Genomic DNA, 16,529 nt, shown 5'->3' on the forward strand with positions numbered 1-16,529 from the left:
TGCACCCTCCGGTCCCATCGATCAACCCTGCGCGGCAACCCGCACCAGCAGCTTGCCGACGTGGTCATGGCCCGAAAACACGCTGGAAAAGGCCGCAGGCGCCGCCTCGATGCCTTCGACGACGGACTCGGCGAAACGGATGCGGCCTTCCTTCATCCACCGGGCGATATCCTCCAGCCCCTGCTGCCCGGCCAGCATTCCGGCAAAGCCCCGGATCTCGAGTCCCTTGTTCATGATCAGCCGATAGAAACCGGGCAGGCGATCCGGCCCCGGACCTTCCATGCCCACCCCGTAATAGGCGATGAACCCGCACATCGCCATGCGTGCACCGCGCTTGAGGAGCGGCAGGACGGTCATCGTCACCTCGCCGCCGACATTGTCGAGATAGACCTCCGCCCCATCGGGCATCGCGGCCCTGAGCTGGTCGGCAAAATCCGGCGCCTTGTAATCGGCCGCCGCATCGAAGCCGAGATCGAGCAGCGCCGCGCACTTGGCCGCACCGCCCGCAATACCGACCGCCCGCCCGCCGAGCACCTTGACGATCTGCCCGGCGATCGAGCCCACCGCGCCCGCCGCCGCCGAGATCACCACCGTCTCGCCCGCCTTGACCCGGCCGACCTTGACGATGCCCTCGTACGCGGTCTGCCCCGGCCCGCCGAGCACGCCAAGCGCGGTAGAGACCGGCGCCAGCGACCTGTCCAATTTGCGCGGCGGGCCGCGATAGTCGCTGAGGTCCGGCGCGAGCACGGCATATTCCTGCCAGCCTGAACGCCCTTCGACCACGTCGCCCACCGCGTAATCGGGATGGCTGGAGGCGATGACCTCGCTGACCACCGGCCCAACCATGGGCTGGCCCAGTTCCATGCGCCCCGCGCCGGTCAGCACCGTCTCGTCCACCGAGAAGCGCAGCAGGGGATCGACGGCGATGTAGAGCGTCTTCAGCAGGATCTCGCACTCGCCGGCCTCCGGCACGGGCACTTCCTCGATGCGAAAGTCGCCGGGCTTCGGATTGCCCTGCGCATAAGCGGCAAGGACAACCTGCTTCATCGTCGCGGCCATCTCAACCTCCCGTCTTGCGACCGGCGGAGAGCCCGCCATCGACCGGAAGGTTGACGCCGGTGATATTGCCCGCAAGATCGGAGGCGAGAAACAGCGCGGCGCTGGCTGTATCGCGCGGGTCGATCGCCTTGCCCAGCGGGTGCGCCTTGCCCATGCCTTGCAGGATGCGCTCACGGTTGTCGCTGTCGGGATCCATCCCGGCGTAGTGCGTGAGCATCCCGGCGGGGCAGACGGCGTTGACGCGAATACCCTTGTCCGCGACCTCGATGGCGAGAGCGCGCGTGAGCTGCACGACCGCGCCCTTGGTCGCGCCGTAGAGCACGCCGCCGTAGCCCATCAGCCCCGCGACCGATGCGGTGGAGACGATCGCGCCGCCGCTCCCTAGTCCTTCCCCGGCCTGCTTCTCGAACTGCCGAATCGCCGCCTGACAGCCGTAGACCACGCCGTTGATGTTGACGTCCTCGACCCGCTTCATTTCCTCGGGTTCGCATTCGACGAGTGAGCGCAGGCCCTTGCCGGGGACCGGGCTGATGGTGATGCCGGCGTTGTTGTAGATGATGTCGAGCCGCCCGAAGCGCTCCACGGCCTGCGCCACGGCGGCATCGACGCTGGCCGGATCGGCGACATTGCAGGTGACCGCCAGCGCCTCGCCGCCCGCCGCTTTCGCAAGCGCCGCGGTTTCCTCGGCGTTGTCGCCGTCGATGTCGGCGGCGACGACCTTCGCGCCATGCTCGCAGAACAGCAGCACTGCCGCGCGGCCGAGACCCGAGCCCGCGCCTGTGATGAGGGCGACCTTACCTTGGACCAGTCCTTCCATCGTCCTTGCTCCCGTTCCCTCAGCCACCGATGTTCAAGGTGGTCATCATCTGGAATTCGCGCAGGCCCTCGACCCCGCGTTCGCGGCCGAGGCCGCTCATTTTGATGCCGCCGCCGCTGGCGTAGCTCGACATCACCGCGCCGTTGACGTTGACCGCCCCGCTACGGATTTTCAGCCCGACCTCCAGCGCCTTGACCTTGTCCGTCCCGTGGACCCAGCCGGAGAGGCCGAAGCGGCTGTCGTTGGCCATCTCCACCGCGTGATCGAGATCACGGTAGCCGATCACGCCGACCACCGGTCCGAAGATCTCCTCCTGCGCGGCGGGGTTGGAATTGTCCGGCAGGTCGAGCACCGTGGGCTCCCAGTAGAAGCCCTTGGCGATACCCTCCGGCCGCTTGCCGCCGCACACCACGCGGCCGCCCGCTTCCACCGCAGCCTGGGTGAAGTGCGTGCAGCGGTCGCGCTGGGCGGCGCTGATGACCGGGCCGAGCTGGGTTGCCGGATCGCTCGCCGGCCCGATCTTCACGTCCGCAAGCAATTTGGCCATGGCGTCGAGGACTTCGGCCTTGGTCTCCTGCGGCACGAAAACCCGCGTCCCCAGCACACAGCCCTGTCCCGCGTGCGAAGTGCAGACCGAGAGCGCGGCAGAGGGTGCACGCGCAACCGCGTCGGGCAGGTAGATTTGCGCCGACTTGCCTCCCAGCTCCAGCACCAGCCGCTTGAGCGTCGGCGCTGCCTGCTCCGCCACCTTGGCCCCCACAGAACACGAGCCGGTGAACGAGACCATATCGACGCGCGGATCGGTGGTCATCGCAAGGCCTCCCGCGAGGCCCGGCTCGACGATCACGTTCATGACCCCGGGCGGAAGGCCCGCTTCTTCGGCCGCTTCGGCGAAAATCATGGATGAGATGGGAGTCAGCGGATTGGGCCGCAGGACCACCGTGTTACCCGCCATGAGCGCGGGAACGACTTTCCAAAACGCGGTATAGAACGGCACGTTGTAGGCCGAAATCGCCGAGACCACGCCGAGCGGCGACCAGCGCTTGAGGCTCTGCACGACGAAGTGCGGATTGACCCGCTCGTGGATCGGCAGAGGGTTTTCCTCCTGCTGCGGAAGGCGCAGGAACAGGTCGATGATCTCGTCGGTCATGCGCAGCGGCACGTGGACCTGCGCGCCCATGACCGTCGCCGAGACCGGGCATCCTGCTTCCTCGATTGCGCATTTCTTTAGGAAATCCGCCCGTTTGCGCATCGCCTCCCCGAAGCGCGCCATGATTTTTGCGCGCTCCTTCATCGACAGGCCCGACCATGCGCCGGAATCGAAGGCCTGCCGCGCGGCGCCGATCGCCGCGTCGGCCTGCGCTGCCGAAACGCCGACCACTTCGGCCACCACCGATTCGTCGGACGGGTTCTGCACCTCGAACCGCTCGCCTTCGCCGCGCACGAAGCTGCCGCCGATATACCCTGCGTATTCCAAGCCCGCTCTCCTGAACTTATTCGCATTGGCGAATTATTGTTCACATCATAGACTAGCCGACACGCGGAGAGGCGTCAATCGCGCCACCCTCGCGCTTGTCGCAGGAGGCGCGGACGACTTGTAACCGCTAGGGCTCGTCCCTAGACCATGCCGGAACCCGCGAGTGTCCGTTCGAGACGCTCCACCGGCAACAACTGAGGAACCCGCACGAAATGGCCTACACCGATTTCCTGAAGCAGCAGTGCTACATCGACGGCGCGTGGGTCGATGCGGATTCGGGTGCTTCCTTCGAGGTCACCGACCCCGGCACCGGCAAGGTGCTGGGCACCGTTCCGAAGATGGGCGCCGACGAAACCGCCCGCGCGATCGACGCCGCCGAGGCCGCCCTCCCTGCATGGCGCGCCAAGACCGCCGGTGAGCGCGCGAAGCTGATGCGCAAGCTGTTCGAACTGATGCTCCAGCACCAGGACGACCTCGGCGAACTGCTCAGCCGCGAACAGGGCAAGCCGCTGGCCGAGGGCAAGGGCGAGATCGCCTATGGCGCCAGCTTCATCGAGTGGTTCGCCGAAGAGGGCAAGCGCGCTTACGGCGACGTCATCCCCGGCCATGCCGCCGACCGCCGCATCGTTGTGATCAAGCAGGGCGTCGGCGTCGTCGCCGCGATCACGCCGTGGAACTTCCCCAATGCGATGATCACCCGCAAGCTAGGCCCGGCGCTTGCGGCGGGCTGCACCATCGTTATCAAGCCCGCTTCAGCCACGCCCTATTCGGCGCTGGCGATCGCGCAGTTGTGCGAGATGGCGGGCATCCCCAAGGGCGTCGTCAACGTCGTCACCGGCAGTGCAGGGCAGATCGGCTCGACCCTGACCGCCAGCCCCAAGGTCGCCAAGCTGACTTTCACGGGCTCGACCGAGATCGGCCGCGACCTGCTGCGCGAATGCGCCGAGACGATCAAGAAGTGCTCGATGGAACTGGGCGGCAACGCCCCGTTCCTGGTCTTCGACGATGCCGATGTGGATGCCGCGATCGAAGGCGCGATGATCTCCAAATTCCGCAACGGCGGCCAGACCTGCGTGTGCACCAATCGCTTTTACGTGCAGGACGGTGTCTACGACGAGTTCGTCGAGAAACTGGCTGCGCGTGTCAGCGGCATGAAGGTCGGCTACGGCCTTGATGCCGGCACCGAAGTTGGCCCTCTGATCGACGAGAAGGCGGTAGAGAAGGTCGAGGAACACCTGAAGGACGCGGTCGATGGCGGCGCGAAGGTGCTCGCAGGCGGCCAGCGCAATCCGCTCGGCGGCAGCTTCTTCAACCCCACCGTGGTGGCGGGCGTGAAGCCCGACATGAAGCTGGCCCGCGAGGAGACCTTCGGGCCGCTCGCCGGCGTGATCCGCTTCACCGACGAGGCCGACGCCATCCGCATGGCCAACGATACCGAGTTCGGCCTCGCCAGCTACTTCTACGCCAGCGACCTGAGCCGCGTATGGCGTGTGGCCGAGGCGCTGGAAGCGGGCATGGTCGGCATCAACACCGGCCTGATCTCCACCGAAGTTGCTCCGTTCGGCGGCGTCAAGCAGTCGGGCCTCGGCCGCGAAGGCTCGCACTACGGACTCGATGACTACATGGAGGTCAAGTACCTCTGCATGGGCATCAAGCCGGCCTGACCCAAGGGCTTCGACAGGCTCAGCCTGAGCGGCGGCTTATGCTACCCCCGCTCATCCTGAGCTTGTCGAGGGATCAAGCCTTGGGCTTCCTGCACAAGCTGAACATGCGCGCCTGAACCACCTGTATCATCGGTATGCCGATCGGGGTGCGCAGCGTATTGTCATGCGCGACCTGCAGCGCACCACGCCGTTCGCCGTCGTTGAACATCATGGTGACGGGGAAGTTGTCCCCGCCCCACTTGTCCTTGCCGTACTTGACCATGACCCAGACCTGGATGCCCTCGTAGCGCGCACCACCCGCGCAGCTGAAACAGACATCGACCGGCAGCGGCCCTGCCTTACCTGCCACGGTTTCGAGGAAGACACCCGCCACGCTCGCAACCACTCGCGGCTGCCGGGAACAATCGCCACCCGGTGCATACCTGCCATAAATCTCTTTCGGAACCGGCATCGACTGGCCCATCGCCTGTGTAGCGAACAGCAACGCGGCCAGGCCAGACGAACGACGCAGCATCGACGAATCCCCTCCTCGACATGGAAACCCGCAGCATCATCCCCGGTCGCGGCACGGCTGTCATCCGCAATACTCCCAAGGGCATTCCTGGACGATCGCGATGAATCATCGGACTCGCGGTAATCGCGTTCTGCGTGCCAAGGCCAGAGCCAGCAGAAGTCGGAAGAAAGGAAGTCGATGAAGATTTCCCGAAGGAGCCGGTCGACGGCGGCACGAAGATAGTCGCAGCCGGCCAGCGCAATCCGCTTCTGCAACCCGACCGTGGTGGCTGGCGTGAAGCCCGACATGAAGCTCGCGCGCGAGCAATCCTTCGAGCCGCTCGCAGGCGTTATCCGCTTCACCAGCGAGGCCGACGCCATCCGCATGACCAACGACACCGAGTTCGACCTTGCCTGCTATTTTTACCTCTCGCGAGTTTCGCGCGTGGCCGAAGCGCTGGAAGGGGGCATGGCCGCCATCAACACCGGACTGATTTCCACCGAGGTCGCCCCCTTCAGCGGCGTCAAACAGTCGGGCCTCGGCCGCGACGGATCGCACTACGGCCTCGATGACTACATGGAGGTGAAATACCTTTGCATGGGCATCCAGCCAGCTTGAACCGGGCGGAAAACATAAAACAAGCCTGAGAGGAAGCGGGTTCGAATCTCCACCGGGATTTGAACCCGACCGCCCTCGCGATTTGCCCACTGGCTTGTACATCCGGCCGCTAGGGGAAAAACCAGCACTTCAACGCTTGCTCACGATTCCCGTCCCTCAATCATCCATCGCAGTGCGCGTACCCACCGCGCGCCAAGGCTGGCCGATGTGTTTCTCCAGCCTGTCGCGCGCGCGCCATACCCACTTCACGCGGCGTTCGGCCAGACCGGGCAGGCTAAACAGATCACCGCCCAGCCACGGCAAGAACGGATTACGCCGCGCATAGGACCAGATTTCCACCCGCTCACCTCGCCGCACCGAGCGACCGCGGGCATGAAAGCCCACGGTGTCGGCGAGGACCAGTGTATTGCCGGCCACTGTCAGCCCTTCGGGCTCAGGCAGGTTCATCGCAACGCGCTCCGCCTCCGAGATGCGAGGCGACCCTCGCGCCGACAGCCGGTCGATCGCGTGCGGGTCCGTCTGCGAGCGGCGCTGCTCCCAGGCGAGACGCGCCGGCGTGAACCGGTGCGAGCCGCGTACATACGTGAACGGGCCTTCTTCTGCAGACACCGGGTTTAGAAACAGCCAGGCCTTGAGCGACGAATGGAAGCTATCGGCATGCAAGGTTTCCTGGGGGTCGGGCTCATTGCCCGCCGAGTGGCTGACGATGGTTTGAATGTAGTGCAACGGAGTCGTGCGGTAGCTCGCCACGTAATGAAACAATGCCACCACCTCCTTGCGGGTCAGCAGCGCTCGCAGCGCCGGGATCGCCGAGAGCATCGCCGGGTCGATCGCCAGCCTGCGCGTTACGGCGTCACCCTGACGCATCTCTCGCGCGGGTCCCTTAAACGTTAGCAGGGCGTCCCGCAAAGCAGGGAATTCGGCTGGTGGCACAATGTCGGGAATGACCACGAATCCGTCGCGATCGAACGCCTCGCGCCACTCGGGCCGAACCCCGGATGCCAGGCGGCGCCTGCGCCATGCACACAGACCCGCCGCCAGTTTCACTCGTACCAGATGCAGTCCACGCGCGTTGAGACGGCGCGATCCGATAATCGGGTTATCAAGAAAGCTCTTGGCCCCCGTCAGCAATTGCAAAGCCCAGATGGGGCTCATCAGCGCTTTGCCGATCGTCATATTTCGGTCGTTTACGGCCATCCCGCGCGGGGTTGCGCCAACCCGCGCGGGGATGCAACCCGAAAGATGCTTATCCTTTCACGACCGCATCGATCGCCAGCAGCCGGGTCCATACTTCTTCGAACTGATCGAGGGGAAGAGCATTCGGGCCGTCGGACAAGGCCGCATCCGGGTCCGGATGAGTTTCCGTGAACACGCCTGCGACACCGGCTGCGACGGCGGCGCGCGCCAGCAGCGGCACGTACTCGCGCTGGCCACCCGATCGTTCGCCCAGACCACCTGGCTGTTGAACCGAATGCGTCGCGTCGAACACCACCGGGCAACCGGTATCGGCCATGATCGCCAGCCCTCGCATGTCGGACACTAGGGTGTTGTAACCGAAAGAGGTGCCGCGCTCGCACAGCAGGAAGGCATCAGGATCATGCCCTGCCGCCGTAGCTGCATTGCGCGCTTTCGCGACAACCTGTTTCATGTCGGCAGGTGCCATGAACTGCGCCTTCTTGATGTTCACGGGCTTGCCCGAAGCGGCTACCGCAGCGATGAAATCGGTTTGCCGGGCCAGAAACGCCGGGGTCTGCAGCACGTCGACCACTTGCGCCACTGCGGAGACCTGCGCGGATTCGTGAACATCGGTAATGACCGGCAAGCCGGTTTCAGCACGCACTTTCTCGAGGATGCGCAATCCTTCATCCATGCCCAACCCGCGGAATGACTGGTCGGAACTGCGGTTGGCTTTGTCAAACGAACTCTTGAAAATGAGCAGAATGCCCAGCCGTTCAGCCACCCCGGCGAGCGTCTCGGCGACAAAAAGCGTCATTTCCTCGCTTTCAATGACGCATGGCCCGGCAATGGCGAATAAGGGAGTCTTTTGGTGAATCGAACGTCCGCAAAGGATCATGGGTGCAGCCTCGTCCTGCGAGTTGTGGGTTAAAATTTAGAAACAGGGTGGTCTTCCAACTTCCTGTGACTCCACAGCAGCGCCATAGGGTCAAGACTTTTGCTTGGCCGGTAAGGAACGGGCTGGCAATCCCTTCCGTAGTGGAATAGCGATGGCCACGCATTCATGTCCTGGCGGCGCATCTCGGTGCCGGCAGGTTGTTAAAAAGATGAACAATTTAAGGGCGGTATGAAGAGCGCACTCCTCCAAACGCAGTATGCCGCATCTGCACTCAAGACGCTGGACATAGAGCTCGAGGCACTTGGGGCGCTGAAGGCGTCGCTGCAGTCTCCGGACCTGGGCGCCGCAGTCGATCGCGCGATCAAGGCCCTGGCATCCACGCGCGGGCGCGTGATCGTCACCGGCATGGGCAAGAGCGGCCACATCGCGCGCAAGATCGCCGCGACCATGAGATCTACCGGCACCTCGGCGCTCTATCTCCATCCCGGCGAGGCAAGCCATGGCGACCTTGGCGTCATCACCAAGAAGGACGTGGTCCTTGCCATTACCTGGTCGGGGGAAACCGCCGAACTGGGCGATATCCTCCACTACTGCAACTTCTACGGCGTAACTCTGATCGTCGCAACTTCGCATGCCGACAGCACGGCCGGCCGCGCAGCAGACATCTGCCTGACAATGCCTCCGGTGCGCGAAGCCTGCCCCAACGCGTTGGCGCCCACCTCCTCGACGACGCTGCAACTGGTACTGGGCGATGCGCTGGCGGTCGCGTTGATCGAAGCGCGGGGCTTCACCTCGTCCGACTTCCGCGTCTTCCATCCAGGCGGAAAGCTGGGCGCGCAGTTGAGCACCGTGGGGGAGATAATGGGTGTGGGCGAAGCCATCCCCCGGGTCGGCCGCGATGCCTCGCTCACCAGCGCAACGCTCGAAATGAGCCGAAAACGCTACGGCTGCACCGCCGTTGTGGATGAAGACGACCGCCTCGTGGGAGCGTTTACCGATGGCGACCTGCGGCGTTGCATCGCCGTGCACGACTTATCGGACAACATTGGCCTGCACATGTCGATCAATCCCCTAAGCGTACAGCCCGACACGCTGTCTTCCGAGGCTTTGCGCATCCTCAACGGGAATGCCATTTCAGTGCTCTTCGTCGAGGATCAGGGAAAGCTCGTCGGGATCGTCCATATCCACGACATCGTACGCACCGGCGTGGCCTGAAGGACTTCCCGCCGATCCGCCGGGCTCGGACGATGTCCTTACGCCTCGAAAGCCCTGAATAGCGCAGCCCCTCCCCCGGCCCGGATCGCGCAAGCCTCCGCTGTCGAGCACGCTTTGGCGCTGCTTGTCGAAGCCGTCTGACAGGGGCACTAGGGCGTAAACTCATAAACGGCATCATCGAGGTTCGAGGCAAAATGGCGCAGCGCAAGGAAGCAGGGCGAAGGAATATGTCGATACTTCAAGTCCTGCTGACGCGGCGCTGGGCCATGCTGGTCAAATCCTCCGGACGCCCGAATGGCGAACATATCGGGCGTCTCGATGCTGCCATTTATGAGCTTATGTCCTAGTCTTCGGATGACATCTATGCCTGCTCTCATCGTGGTTCCCGCACGCTTCGGGTCCACTCGCCTTCCGGGCAAGCCGCTGCTGGCGATCGCCGGGCGCACCTTGCTTGAACGCGTCGTTTCCGTGGCCCGCACAACTGCCGCGCTGGTGGGAGATTGCGAGGTGGTGGTCGCCACGGACGATGAGCGCATAGCCGACCATGCCACCGCGATCGGCACCGAGGCGGTGATGACGCCGGATTCCTGCGATTCCGGCTCTTCGCGCGCTTGCCTTGCGGCGCAGACACGGGCGGCAAAACCCGAACTCGTCATCAACCTCCAGGGCGATGCTCCGTTCGTGCCGCCTGCCGTCGTCGCGGGGCTGGTCCACACTCTGCGCGAAGGCCGGGCCGACGTGGCCACGCCGGTGTATCGTCTAGACTGGGCAAGGCTTGATCGGCTGCGCGCGCACAAGCGGACTGCTCCGTTCAGCGGCACCACTTGCGTGCGCGCGGCAGACGGACGGGCCTTGTGGTTTTCAAAGACCATCCTACCCGCGATCCGTGATGAGACGAGATTGCGCGAAGCGGGCTCATTTTCGCCGGTGTGGCAACACCTGGGTCTGTACGGCTATCGGATGGCCGCGCTGGAATGGTTCGCCGCGACCGCTCAAGGGGATTACGAGACCATCGAAGGGCTTGAACAACTGCGCTTCCTCGAGGCGGGTCACACCATCGCCACGGTCGAGGTCGAGCCGCCCAGCCACGCCATGTCGGGAATCGACACCCCCCAGGACCTCAAACTGGCGGAAGAAACGATCGCACGACTGGGCGATCCGTTCGCGGCTCATTAGCGTAACCGTCATGTTCGTCATCGTCCGCCACGGCAATACCTTCGAAAACGGCGAGCCATCCCGCCGCGTCGGCGCGCGCACCGACTTGCCGCTTACTGCCGCAGGGCTGGCGCAGGCACGGGCGCTGGGTGCTCATTTCGCGGCGCAAGGACTTGCTTTCGAACAGGTTCTCGTCTCGCCCCTGACCCGCACGTGCCAGACCGCTGCGGAAATCCTTGACCACATGCCACAGGCGCCTGAAGCGCAAGTCGCCGAGTGGCTGCGCGAGATCGACCATGGCCCCGATGAAAACGCCACCGAGGACGTGGTGCTCGCACGTATCGGGACCGAAGCGCTTGCAGCCTGGGATGAACACGCAGTTCCCCCGCCGGGCTGGCGGGTCGACGGCAAGGCGAGGATCGCGGCATGGCGGGATCATTTCCTGTCCACCCGGGGTCCGGCCTTGCTGGTCACCAGCAACGGCGCGGCACGCTTCGCGCTCGTCGCCGCGGGGCTGAGTGCCGGTTCGAGCATGAAACTTCCCACCGGAGGCTATGGGGTCATCCATCGGGACGAGGGAATGACGATGACACTCACCGAATGGGGCAGGCGTCCATGACCCCGCCCTCAGCCCCACCATTGTCCCTCCTGCGGGCGCCGCCATTTCCCTGGCACGACGCAGCCATAACCCAGCCTGCCCCTTCCCGTACGTCGAAGCCCGTGCTCCATGACCGGGACACGCTGTTCGCGGCCATACGTCAGGCCCGCGTGGGCGGAGACTTCTGGGCCGATGATGCAGGTGTGAAACGCTTGGCCGCAACCGTGATACGGCCGGGAGAACCTTCTGAAGTCGAGGGTACCGAGCGGCCCGATACGATCTGGATTCCGCCCGTCGGGACCCCGCGCTGGACACATGCGCTTCGTGGCAGGACATGGTGCATCGATGTCGATCCATGGTCGGTTCTACCGGGTGCTTCGCGCTTGCTGGCCCATGGCGATGACGAATGGATCGCGCTCGCGCGCATTGCCGGGATCAAGGTGGACGTGCTCTCGACGGGCGGGTTCGGCGCCCCCGGGGACGATGCCGCCACCCTCGACGGGCGCGTTGCCGAATTGCTTGCGAACCAAGATTGGCGCGACCCTTTCACAGGGGGCTCTTCGACGATCGAGGCAGTGGTGGATCTGCTGGCGCTATGGCGTCACACTCTGGATCTAAACCGTCCAATTGTCTCGACATGCGGGATGGCCTGGTGGAAACGGAAAGAAATCGGCCGTTTCCTCTGGCATCCGACACGCCACCTGGCGATGGTGCCATCACCGGCACAGGCGCTGCGCGTGGCCCGCAAGGAGGGCGGTGCAATCGCAGTCTGGCCTTCGCGCGTCTCGCCCGCTCTCATTGCTGCGGCAGGGCAGCAAGGCACCGCGCTGGTTCGCGTCGAAGATGGGTTCGTTCGGTCGGCTGGCCTCGGCGTCGATCTTGTGCCGCCCTCCTCAATAGTCGTGGACGCCTCGGGCATTCACTTCGACCCGGGCGCTCCGAGCGATCTGGAGGCAGTCCTGAACGATGCGCAGATGTCCGCCCGGTTGCTTGGCCGCGCACGAAGTCTGCGCGAAATCATCGTCAGGGCAGGCATTAGCAAATATTCCGCCGACCAGGGACAATCCGTGCCCGAACGGATACCAGGCAAACGCCTTGTCCTTGTCCCGGGGCAGGTGGAAGACGACATGTCGGTACGCGCAGGTGGCGGCGGCCTGACTTCGAACCTCGAACTCCTTCGCCGCGCGCGCGACCTCGAACCCGATGCGCAAATCTGGTTTCGCCCCCATCCCGATGTCGATGCCGGCCATCGCAAGGGCAAGGTACCCGATACAGACATCCTCGCCCACGCCGACCACATCGTGCGGGGTGGCGGCATGGCACCTCTGCTCCATGCGGTCGACGCGGTGCATGTGCTGACCTCGCTCACCGGCTTCGAAGCCCTGATGCGCGGCCGCGAGGTGACCTGCCACGGAACGCCATTCTATGCGGGCTGGGGGCTGACGCGCGATCTTGGTCCTGCAACCCCGCGCAGGACGGCCAGGCTTTCGCTCGATGCGCTGGTTGCGGGAGTACTGATTCTCTATCCGCGCTACCTCGATCCGGTGACCGGACTTCCATGTCCGCCCGAAGTGCTGGTCTCACGCATGGCATCGGCGACCGCACACAATCGGCTGAAATGGATAGGGCCCCTGCGCCGCTGGCAGGGCAAGCTGATGAAAATGATCAGATGACGGTTATTCTTGACATTTCGCGCCTGATCTCGCGGCTGCGCTATTCCACCCCTTCGGGTGTCGATCGCGTGGAAATGGCCTATGCTCGCGGACTGTTGGCCCGTTACGGAAACGCTCTTGCTTTTGCAGCCGTCCATCCCACCGGCCGCTACGGCCGCTTGCCGCGCCGAACGGCGCTGGCCTATCTAGACGAACTTGACCGACGCTGGGCGAGCGAGGCCAATGCACCGCGCCTGCGACCGCTTGCCTCTGTGCTACCGCAGCTGGCGGCGCTCATGCCCACGCGCCAGGGCGTAGGATCGAGCCAACGCGCGGTCTACGTTCAGGCATCTCCGCATCACCTCACCAAAGCGGCCAAGGTTCACAGCATCCTCGCGCGCGAGCGTGCGAAGTTCCTCTGCCTCGTACACGATCTCATCCCCATCGAATTTCCCGAGTATGCCCGCCCTTCGGGAGCGGAACTGCATCGGCAGCGGATCGAAACCATAGCCTCGGCGATCGCGGCGACGGGCGGGGCAGCCATCGTCAACTCCGCCGCGACCGGCCGCTCACTCAAACCCTGGCTGAAGCCCGGTACTGCAATCCATGTCGCCTTGCTGGGGACCGAACAGCTGCCTCCCGCTATACCGCATGCCGCGAAGGACGGCCGCCCATACTTCGTCTGTTTGGGCACGATAGAACCGCGCAAGAACCACCTCCTGCTACTTCATCTGTGGCGCCATCTCGCTGAGACCATGCCTCCCGAACGCGTTCCCCGTCTGATCGTGGTCGGTCGCCGGGGCTGGGAAAACGAACAGATCGTCGACATGCTCGAAAGGTGCCCCGCCCTCGTCGGTCATGTCACCGAACTTGGCGGCTGTCCCGACGCGCATCTTTCCGCTCTGCTGCGCGGAAGCCGGGCACTGCTGATGCCTACCTTCGCGGAAGGCTACGGCATGCCGGTGGCAGAGGCGCTCTCCGTAGGCACGCCGGTCATTTGCAGCGACCTTGCCGCGCTGCGCGAAGCGGGCGGAACGGCACCCGACTATCTCGACCCGCTCGACGGACGAGGCTGGAAGGCGGCCGTCCTCGACCATGCCGCAGGCGGCCCGATGCGCCTGGCCCAAATGGAACGCCTGCCTGGCTGGCACAACCCCACCTGGCCGGAGCACATCAAGATTGTGTCACACGCGATAACAGGCCTCTGAGCCTCGCAGCGCGCACTCGCTAACGACTATGAAAGCCGCCCGGTTCTCAAGATAAAACCAAAATATGCAAATACTTGAAGAGGCGCGACACTCACCGCCCAAGCACAGGCGATCACGGATCAGGAATTCCTTCCGTTCATCGCTGACATTGTTCTGCGCCGCCAAAATCAGCACTTTGAACATGATCACCGGATCTTAAGACGGCTGACCCGCCCATTGCCCGGTCCGAACAGGCACTTCAGTTGGAGCGCGGTATGCCTATAGAGCGCTTCAGCTGTCAGGCAGTCGCTTGCGGGCATAGATCGTTGCGCCGACGATGCCGCCGTGATCGCAGTGTTCGAGGTGCAGGCTAGTCATACCCGCCTGATAGAAAAGCGCGATCACGCGCGAAAGATCATAGTCGTGCATCAGCATAACGCCTTCCCGGAACCCGCGCGGGCTGCGGCTGCGCGTCGCCGGGGTCACATCCGTGCCGTCCAGGATCAGGCGACCGCCCGCTGAACGCGCATGCTGGGTGGTGCGGGCGAACATCAGCTGGACGGTAGCCCCGCCGTTTTCGGACACTCCAGCCAGCAGCTGCCTGAGGATTTTATAGCCGCGCTCTGGCGGGATGTGCTGAAGCACGATCAGCGACATGACCCACTCGAACGCGACATCGGGGATAGCATCGACAAAGGTCAACCCCGGCGTGGTGTGCAGGCGTGCTTCGGCCAGCATCCCAGGCGATATGTCCACACCGGTGGCCTGCCCCGCGATTTCGGCCAACGGTACTGTGAGACGCCCCACGCCGCAGCCGAAGTCCAGCGCAGAACGCGGCTCGAACGCACCGAATAGCGCATTCATCCGGCTGAAATGATGGCGAACGTCGCCCCGGCCCGATGCGAAGAATCTCTCACGCGCCGCGTCGTCAAGATTGTCGCGCTTGAAAGTCTCAGACGTCAGAACGCCGAAGTACGGCTCCGTCTCACCGATCATCCGCCAGTCGCGATCCGTATCGCGCTGCCTTTCGAACTTTCGAAAAGGATTGACCCCCAGCAACCGTCGCAGCATTCCACACCCTCTTACCCGCCAATGGTAATCACCGGGCGGAAATAGTCGCTCTTTCGGAATTGTCTAAGTAATAAATTGAAATCGCATAGACCGCATGGTCAGGATGCCGGGCTTACCCGCCCTGTTCCAGCCCGGAGAGCAGTTCGGCGGCAGATAGCGCCCAGGTCGCCTGCGACGGGGTGACAACCACGCGACCCGCAGCGACGTCTTCAGCCCATCGACCGATCGCCCGGGCCAGCGCAGGGGTGGCGGCATCGGCGGGGAAGTAGTCGACGCCATTGCCTTCGTGCGGACGAAACACCGCAAGGTCACGGGCCAACACGGGCTTGCCATGCTCCAGCGCCTCGACCAGCGGCAGGCCGAACCCTTCAGCGTGCGACGCGATGATGACGCCCGCGCAACAGTCGTAGATGGCAGCCAGTTCCCGGTCGCCCACGTCGTCCAGCCACAGAAGCCTGCCACCATTCTCCGGGTGCGAGCGGATCCGCTCGGCCAGGGCGGATACCTGCCAGCCTTCCCGCCCCACCAGCACCAGACGCTGCGTGCCACCGTCACGCCACAGCGCCTCGAAGGCAGCGACGATATCCTCGTGCCCCTTACGCGGCTCCAGCGTACCGACCATCAGGAAATAGGGCGCCGTCGTATCGAAGCGCGGAGCGTCGATCCCGGCATCGGGTTTGGCGGCAGGCGCAGTGGCGTCGAGGATGTTGCCCCCCATCGACACCACTTGCGTGCGATAACCGCCGGTCAGGCCGTAGCGCACATCGAACACCTCGCGCAGTTCCGTCTCGGTATGGCCGGAATTGCACACCAAGCCTTCGGCAAGCGCGGCCAGCATATCCAGCCAGATGCGATAGCGCAGCACCGTATTGCGCGAAAACCATGCCGGCCTTTGCAATGGCAGCAAGTCATGGACGAGGAACCACAGCCGTCCGCCCTGGCGCCGGAACCGCGCCAGTTTGCGGCGGTGCCAGCGCAGCGTGTCGAGCGAATAGTCCAGGCCCAGGAAGACGTCGCCGGGGCCCGCCCGGATCGGGGTGAAGTCTGGCGACTGGCCCGCCAGTCGGTCAGGCCAGTTGATCTCGAAATAGCTGCGCTTGCGCGTAGCCGACACGAAGCGGATGTCCCAGCCCTGTTCCGGGGCCGCATCGCGCAGCGCCAGCGCCAGCGCGCGCACGACGCGCTGGATGCCGGTCCCCGCATCATCCTTGCTGATGACCGCCATGTCGATGAACAGCCGGGGACGCGGCCCGCCCGCTTCCGACCGAGCCTCCGGCCACGAGGCAGTCGTATCCTGCCTGAGACGGCGCTGCCGCGCCACGCGGAACCGGCGCCAACCACGCGTACCCACCGCCTCGTCGATACGCGCCGGCAGCAGGTCGAGGAAGACGGGCAGGCGCAGCTTCATCCGCGCGCCCGGGCGCGGTGGCGGGACTGCATCGGATGCCG

At 64.5% G+C, this 16,529-nt stretch carries 15 protein-coding genes and 1 pseudogene; 8 read left to right on the forward strand and 8 right to left on the reverse strand.

What is annotated here, in order from left to right:
• Positions 1–21: 21 nt before the first annotated feature.
• From ACYPYD_RS00470 to ACYPYD_RS00480, 3 genes are read right to left on the reverse strand one after another with little or no spacing between them, the layout of a single operon-like run.
• Positions 22–1,047 (reverse strand): NADP-dependent oxidoreductase, encoded by a 1,026-nt coding sequence (locus ACYPYD_RS00470; protein WP_459661684.1) that lies wholly within the window; start codon positions 1,045–1,047, stop codon positions 22–24.
• Between the two features lie 13 nt (positions 1,048–1,060).
• Complete coding sequence (locus tag ACYPYD_RS00475; RefSeq protein ID WP_069708476.1) at positions 1,061–1,876, reverse strand: SDR family NAD(P)-dependent oxidoreductase; 816 nt, start codon at positions 1,874–1,876, stop codon at positions 1,061–1,063.
• Positions 1,877–1,895: 19 nt separating this feature from the next.
• Entirely contained in the window at positions 1,896–3,353 is a 1,458-nt protein-coding gene (locus ACYPYD_RS00480; RefSeq protein ID WP_069708477.1) for an aldehyde dehydrogenase family protein, read from the reverse strand.
• Positions 3,354–3,565: 212 nt separating this feature from the next.
• Here ACYPYD_RS00480 and ACYPYD_RS00485 point away from each other — a divergent pair, with 212 nt between their 5' ends.
• A complete protein-coding gene (locus ACYPYD_RS00485) occupies positions 3,566–5,017 on the forward strand; it encodes an NAD-dependent succinate-semialdehyde dehydrogenase (RefSeq protein WP_459661685.1) in 1,452 nt (483 codons plus the stop codon).
• Positions 5,018–5,090: 73 nt separating this feature from the next.
• On the opposite strand, the gene ACYPYD_RS00490 is transcribed toward ACYPYD_RS00485, so the two are convergent.
• A complete protein-coding gene (locus tag ACYPYD_RS00490; protein WP_069708479.1) occupies positions 5,091–5,402 on the reverse strand; it encodes a hypothetical protein in 312 nt (103 codons plus the stop codon).
• 353 nt (positions 5,403–5,755) lie between these two features.
• Here ACYPYD_RS00490 and ACYPYD_RS00495 point away from each other — a divergent pair.
• Positions 5,756–6,128 (forward strand): annotated as a pseudogene (locus ACYPYD_RS00495) (aldehyde dehydrogenase family protein); the annotation flags it as partial.
• Positions 6,129–6,284: 156 nt separating this feature from the next.
• On the opposite strand, the gene ACYPYD_RS00500 reads toward ACYPYD_RS00495, so the two are convergent.
• On the reverse strand, positions 6,285–7,304 hold the full coding sequence (locus ACYPYD_RS00500) for a phytanoyl-CoA dioxygenase family protein (RefSeq protein ID WP_231957993.1): 1,020 nt from the start codon (positions 7,302–7,304) through the stop codon (positions 6,285–6,287).
• Between the two features lie 70 nt (positions 7,305–7,374).
• Positions 7,375–8,202 (reverse strand): 3-deoxy-8-phosphooctulonate synthase, encoded by an 828-nt coding sequence (kdsA, locus tag ACYPYD_RS00505; RefSeq protein ID WP_069708482.1) that lies wholly within the window; start codon positions 8,200–8,202, stop codon positions 7,375–7,377.
• A gap of 228 nt (positions 8,203–8,430) precedes the next feature.
• Between kdsA and ACYPYD_RS00510 the strand changes: the two genes are divergently transcribed.
• From ACYPYD_RS00510 to ACYPYD_RS00535, 6 genes are all read left to right on the forward strand, one after another.
• Positions 8,431–9,417: a KpsF/GutQ family sugar-phosphate isomerase gene (locus ACYPYD_RS00510; RefSeq protein WP_069708483.1), complete on the forward strand. Its 987-nt coding sequence runs from the start codon at positions 8,431–8,433 to the stop codon at positions 9,415–9,417.
• 194 nt (positions 9,418–9,611) lie between these two features.
• The gene (locus ACYPYD_RS00515) at positions 9,612–9,764 is read left to right on the forward strand and encodes a hypothetical protein (RefSeq protein ID WP_156799858.1); all 153 of its coding nucleotides are present in this window, start codon (positions 9,612–9,614) and stop codon (positions 9,762–9,764) included.
• Positions 9,765–9,780: 16 nt separating this feature from the next.
• A complete protein-coding gene (locus ACYPYD_RS00520; protein WP_459661686.1) occupies positions 9,781–10,593 on the forward strand; it encodes a 3-deoxy-manno-octulosonate cytidylyltransferase in 813 nt (270 codons plus the stop codon).
• A 10-nt stretch (positions 10,594–10,603) separates the two neighbouring features.
• Positions 10,604–11,191: a histidine phosphatase family protein gene (locus ACYPYD_RS00525; RefSeq protein ID WP_069708485.1), complete on the forward strand. Its 588-nt coding sequence runs from the start codon at positions 10,604–10,606 to the stop codon at positions 11,189–11,191.
• A 101-nt stretch (positions 11,192–11,292) separates the two neighbouring features.
• On the forward strand, positions 11,293–12,843 hold the full coding sequence (locus ACYPYD_RS00530; RefSeq protein WP_459661687.1) for a capsular polysaccharide export protein, LipB/KpsS family: 1,551 nt from the start codon (positions 11,293–11,295) through the stop codon (positions 12,841–12,843).
• Positions 12,840–14,030 carry a glycosyltransferase family 4 protein gene (locus ACYPYD_RS00535; protein ID WP_069708487.1) on the forward strand — a complete coding sequence of 397 codons (1,191 nt, stop codon included), beginning with the start codon at positions 12,840–12,842 and terminating at the stop codon, positions 14,028–14,030. The genes ACYPYD_RS00530 and ACYPYD_RS00535 overlap by 4 nt, the downstream gene beginning before the upstream one ends.
• 270 nt (positions 14,031–14,300) lie before the next feature.
• On the opposite strand, the gene ACYPYD_RS00540 is transcribed toward ACYPYD_RS00535, so the two are convergent.
• Together ACYPYD_RS00540 and ACYPYD_RS00545 are read right to left on the reverse strand one after the other, a co-directional pair.
• Complete coding sequence (locus ACYPYD_RS00540; RefSeq protein WP_459661688.1) at positions 14,301–15,068, reverse strand: class I SAM-dependent methyltransferase; 768 nt, start codon at positions 15,066–15,068, stop codon at positions 14,301–14,303.
• A 124-nt stretch (positions 15,069–15,192) separates the two neighbouring features.
• A complete protein-coding gene (locus tag ACYPYD_RS00545) occupies positions 15,193–16,488 on the reverse strand; it encodes a glycosyltransferase family 4 protein (protein ID WP_459661689.1) in 1,296 nt (431 codons plus the stop codon).
• Positions 16,489–16,529: the final 41 nt, after the last annotated feature.

Source organism: Novosphingobium sp. 11B, from assembly GCF_054589055.1.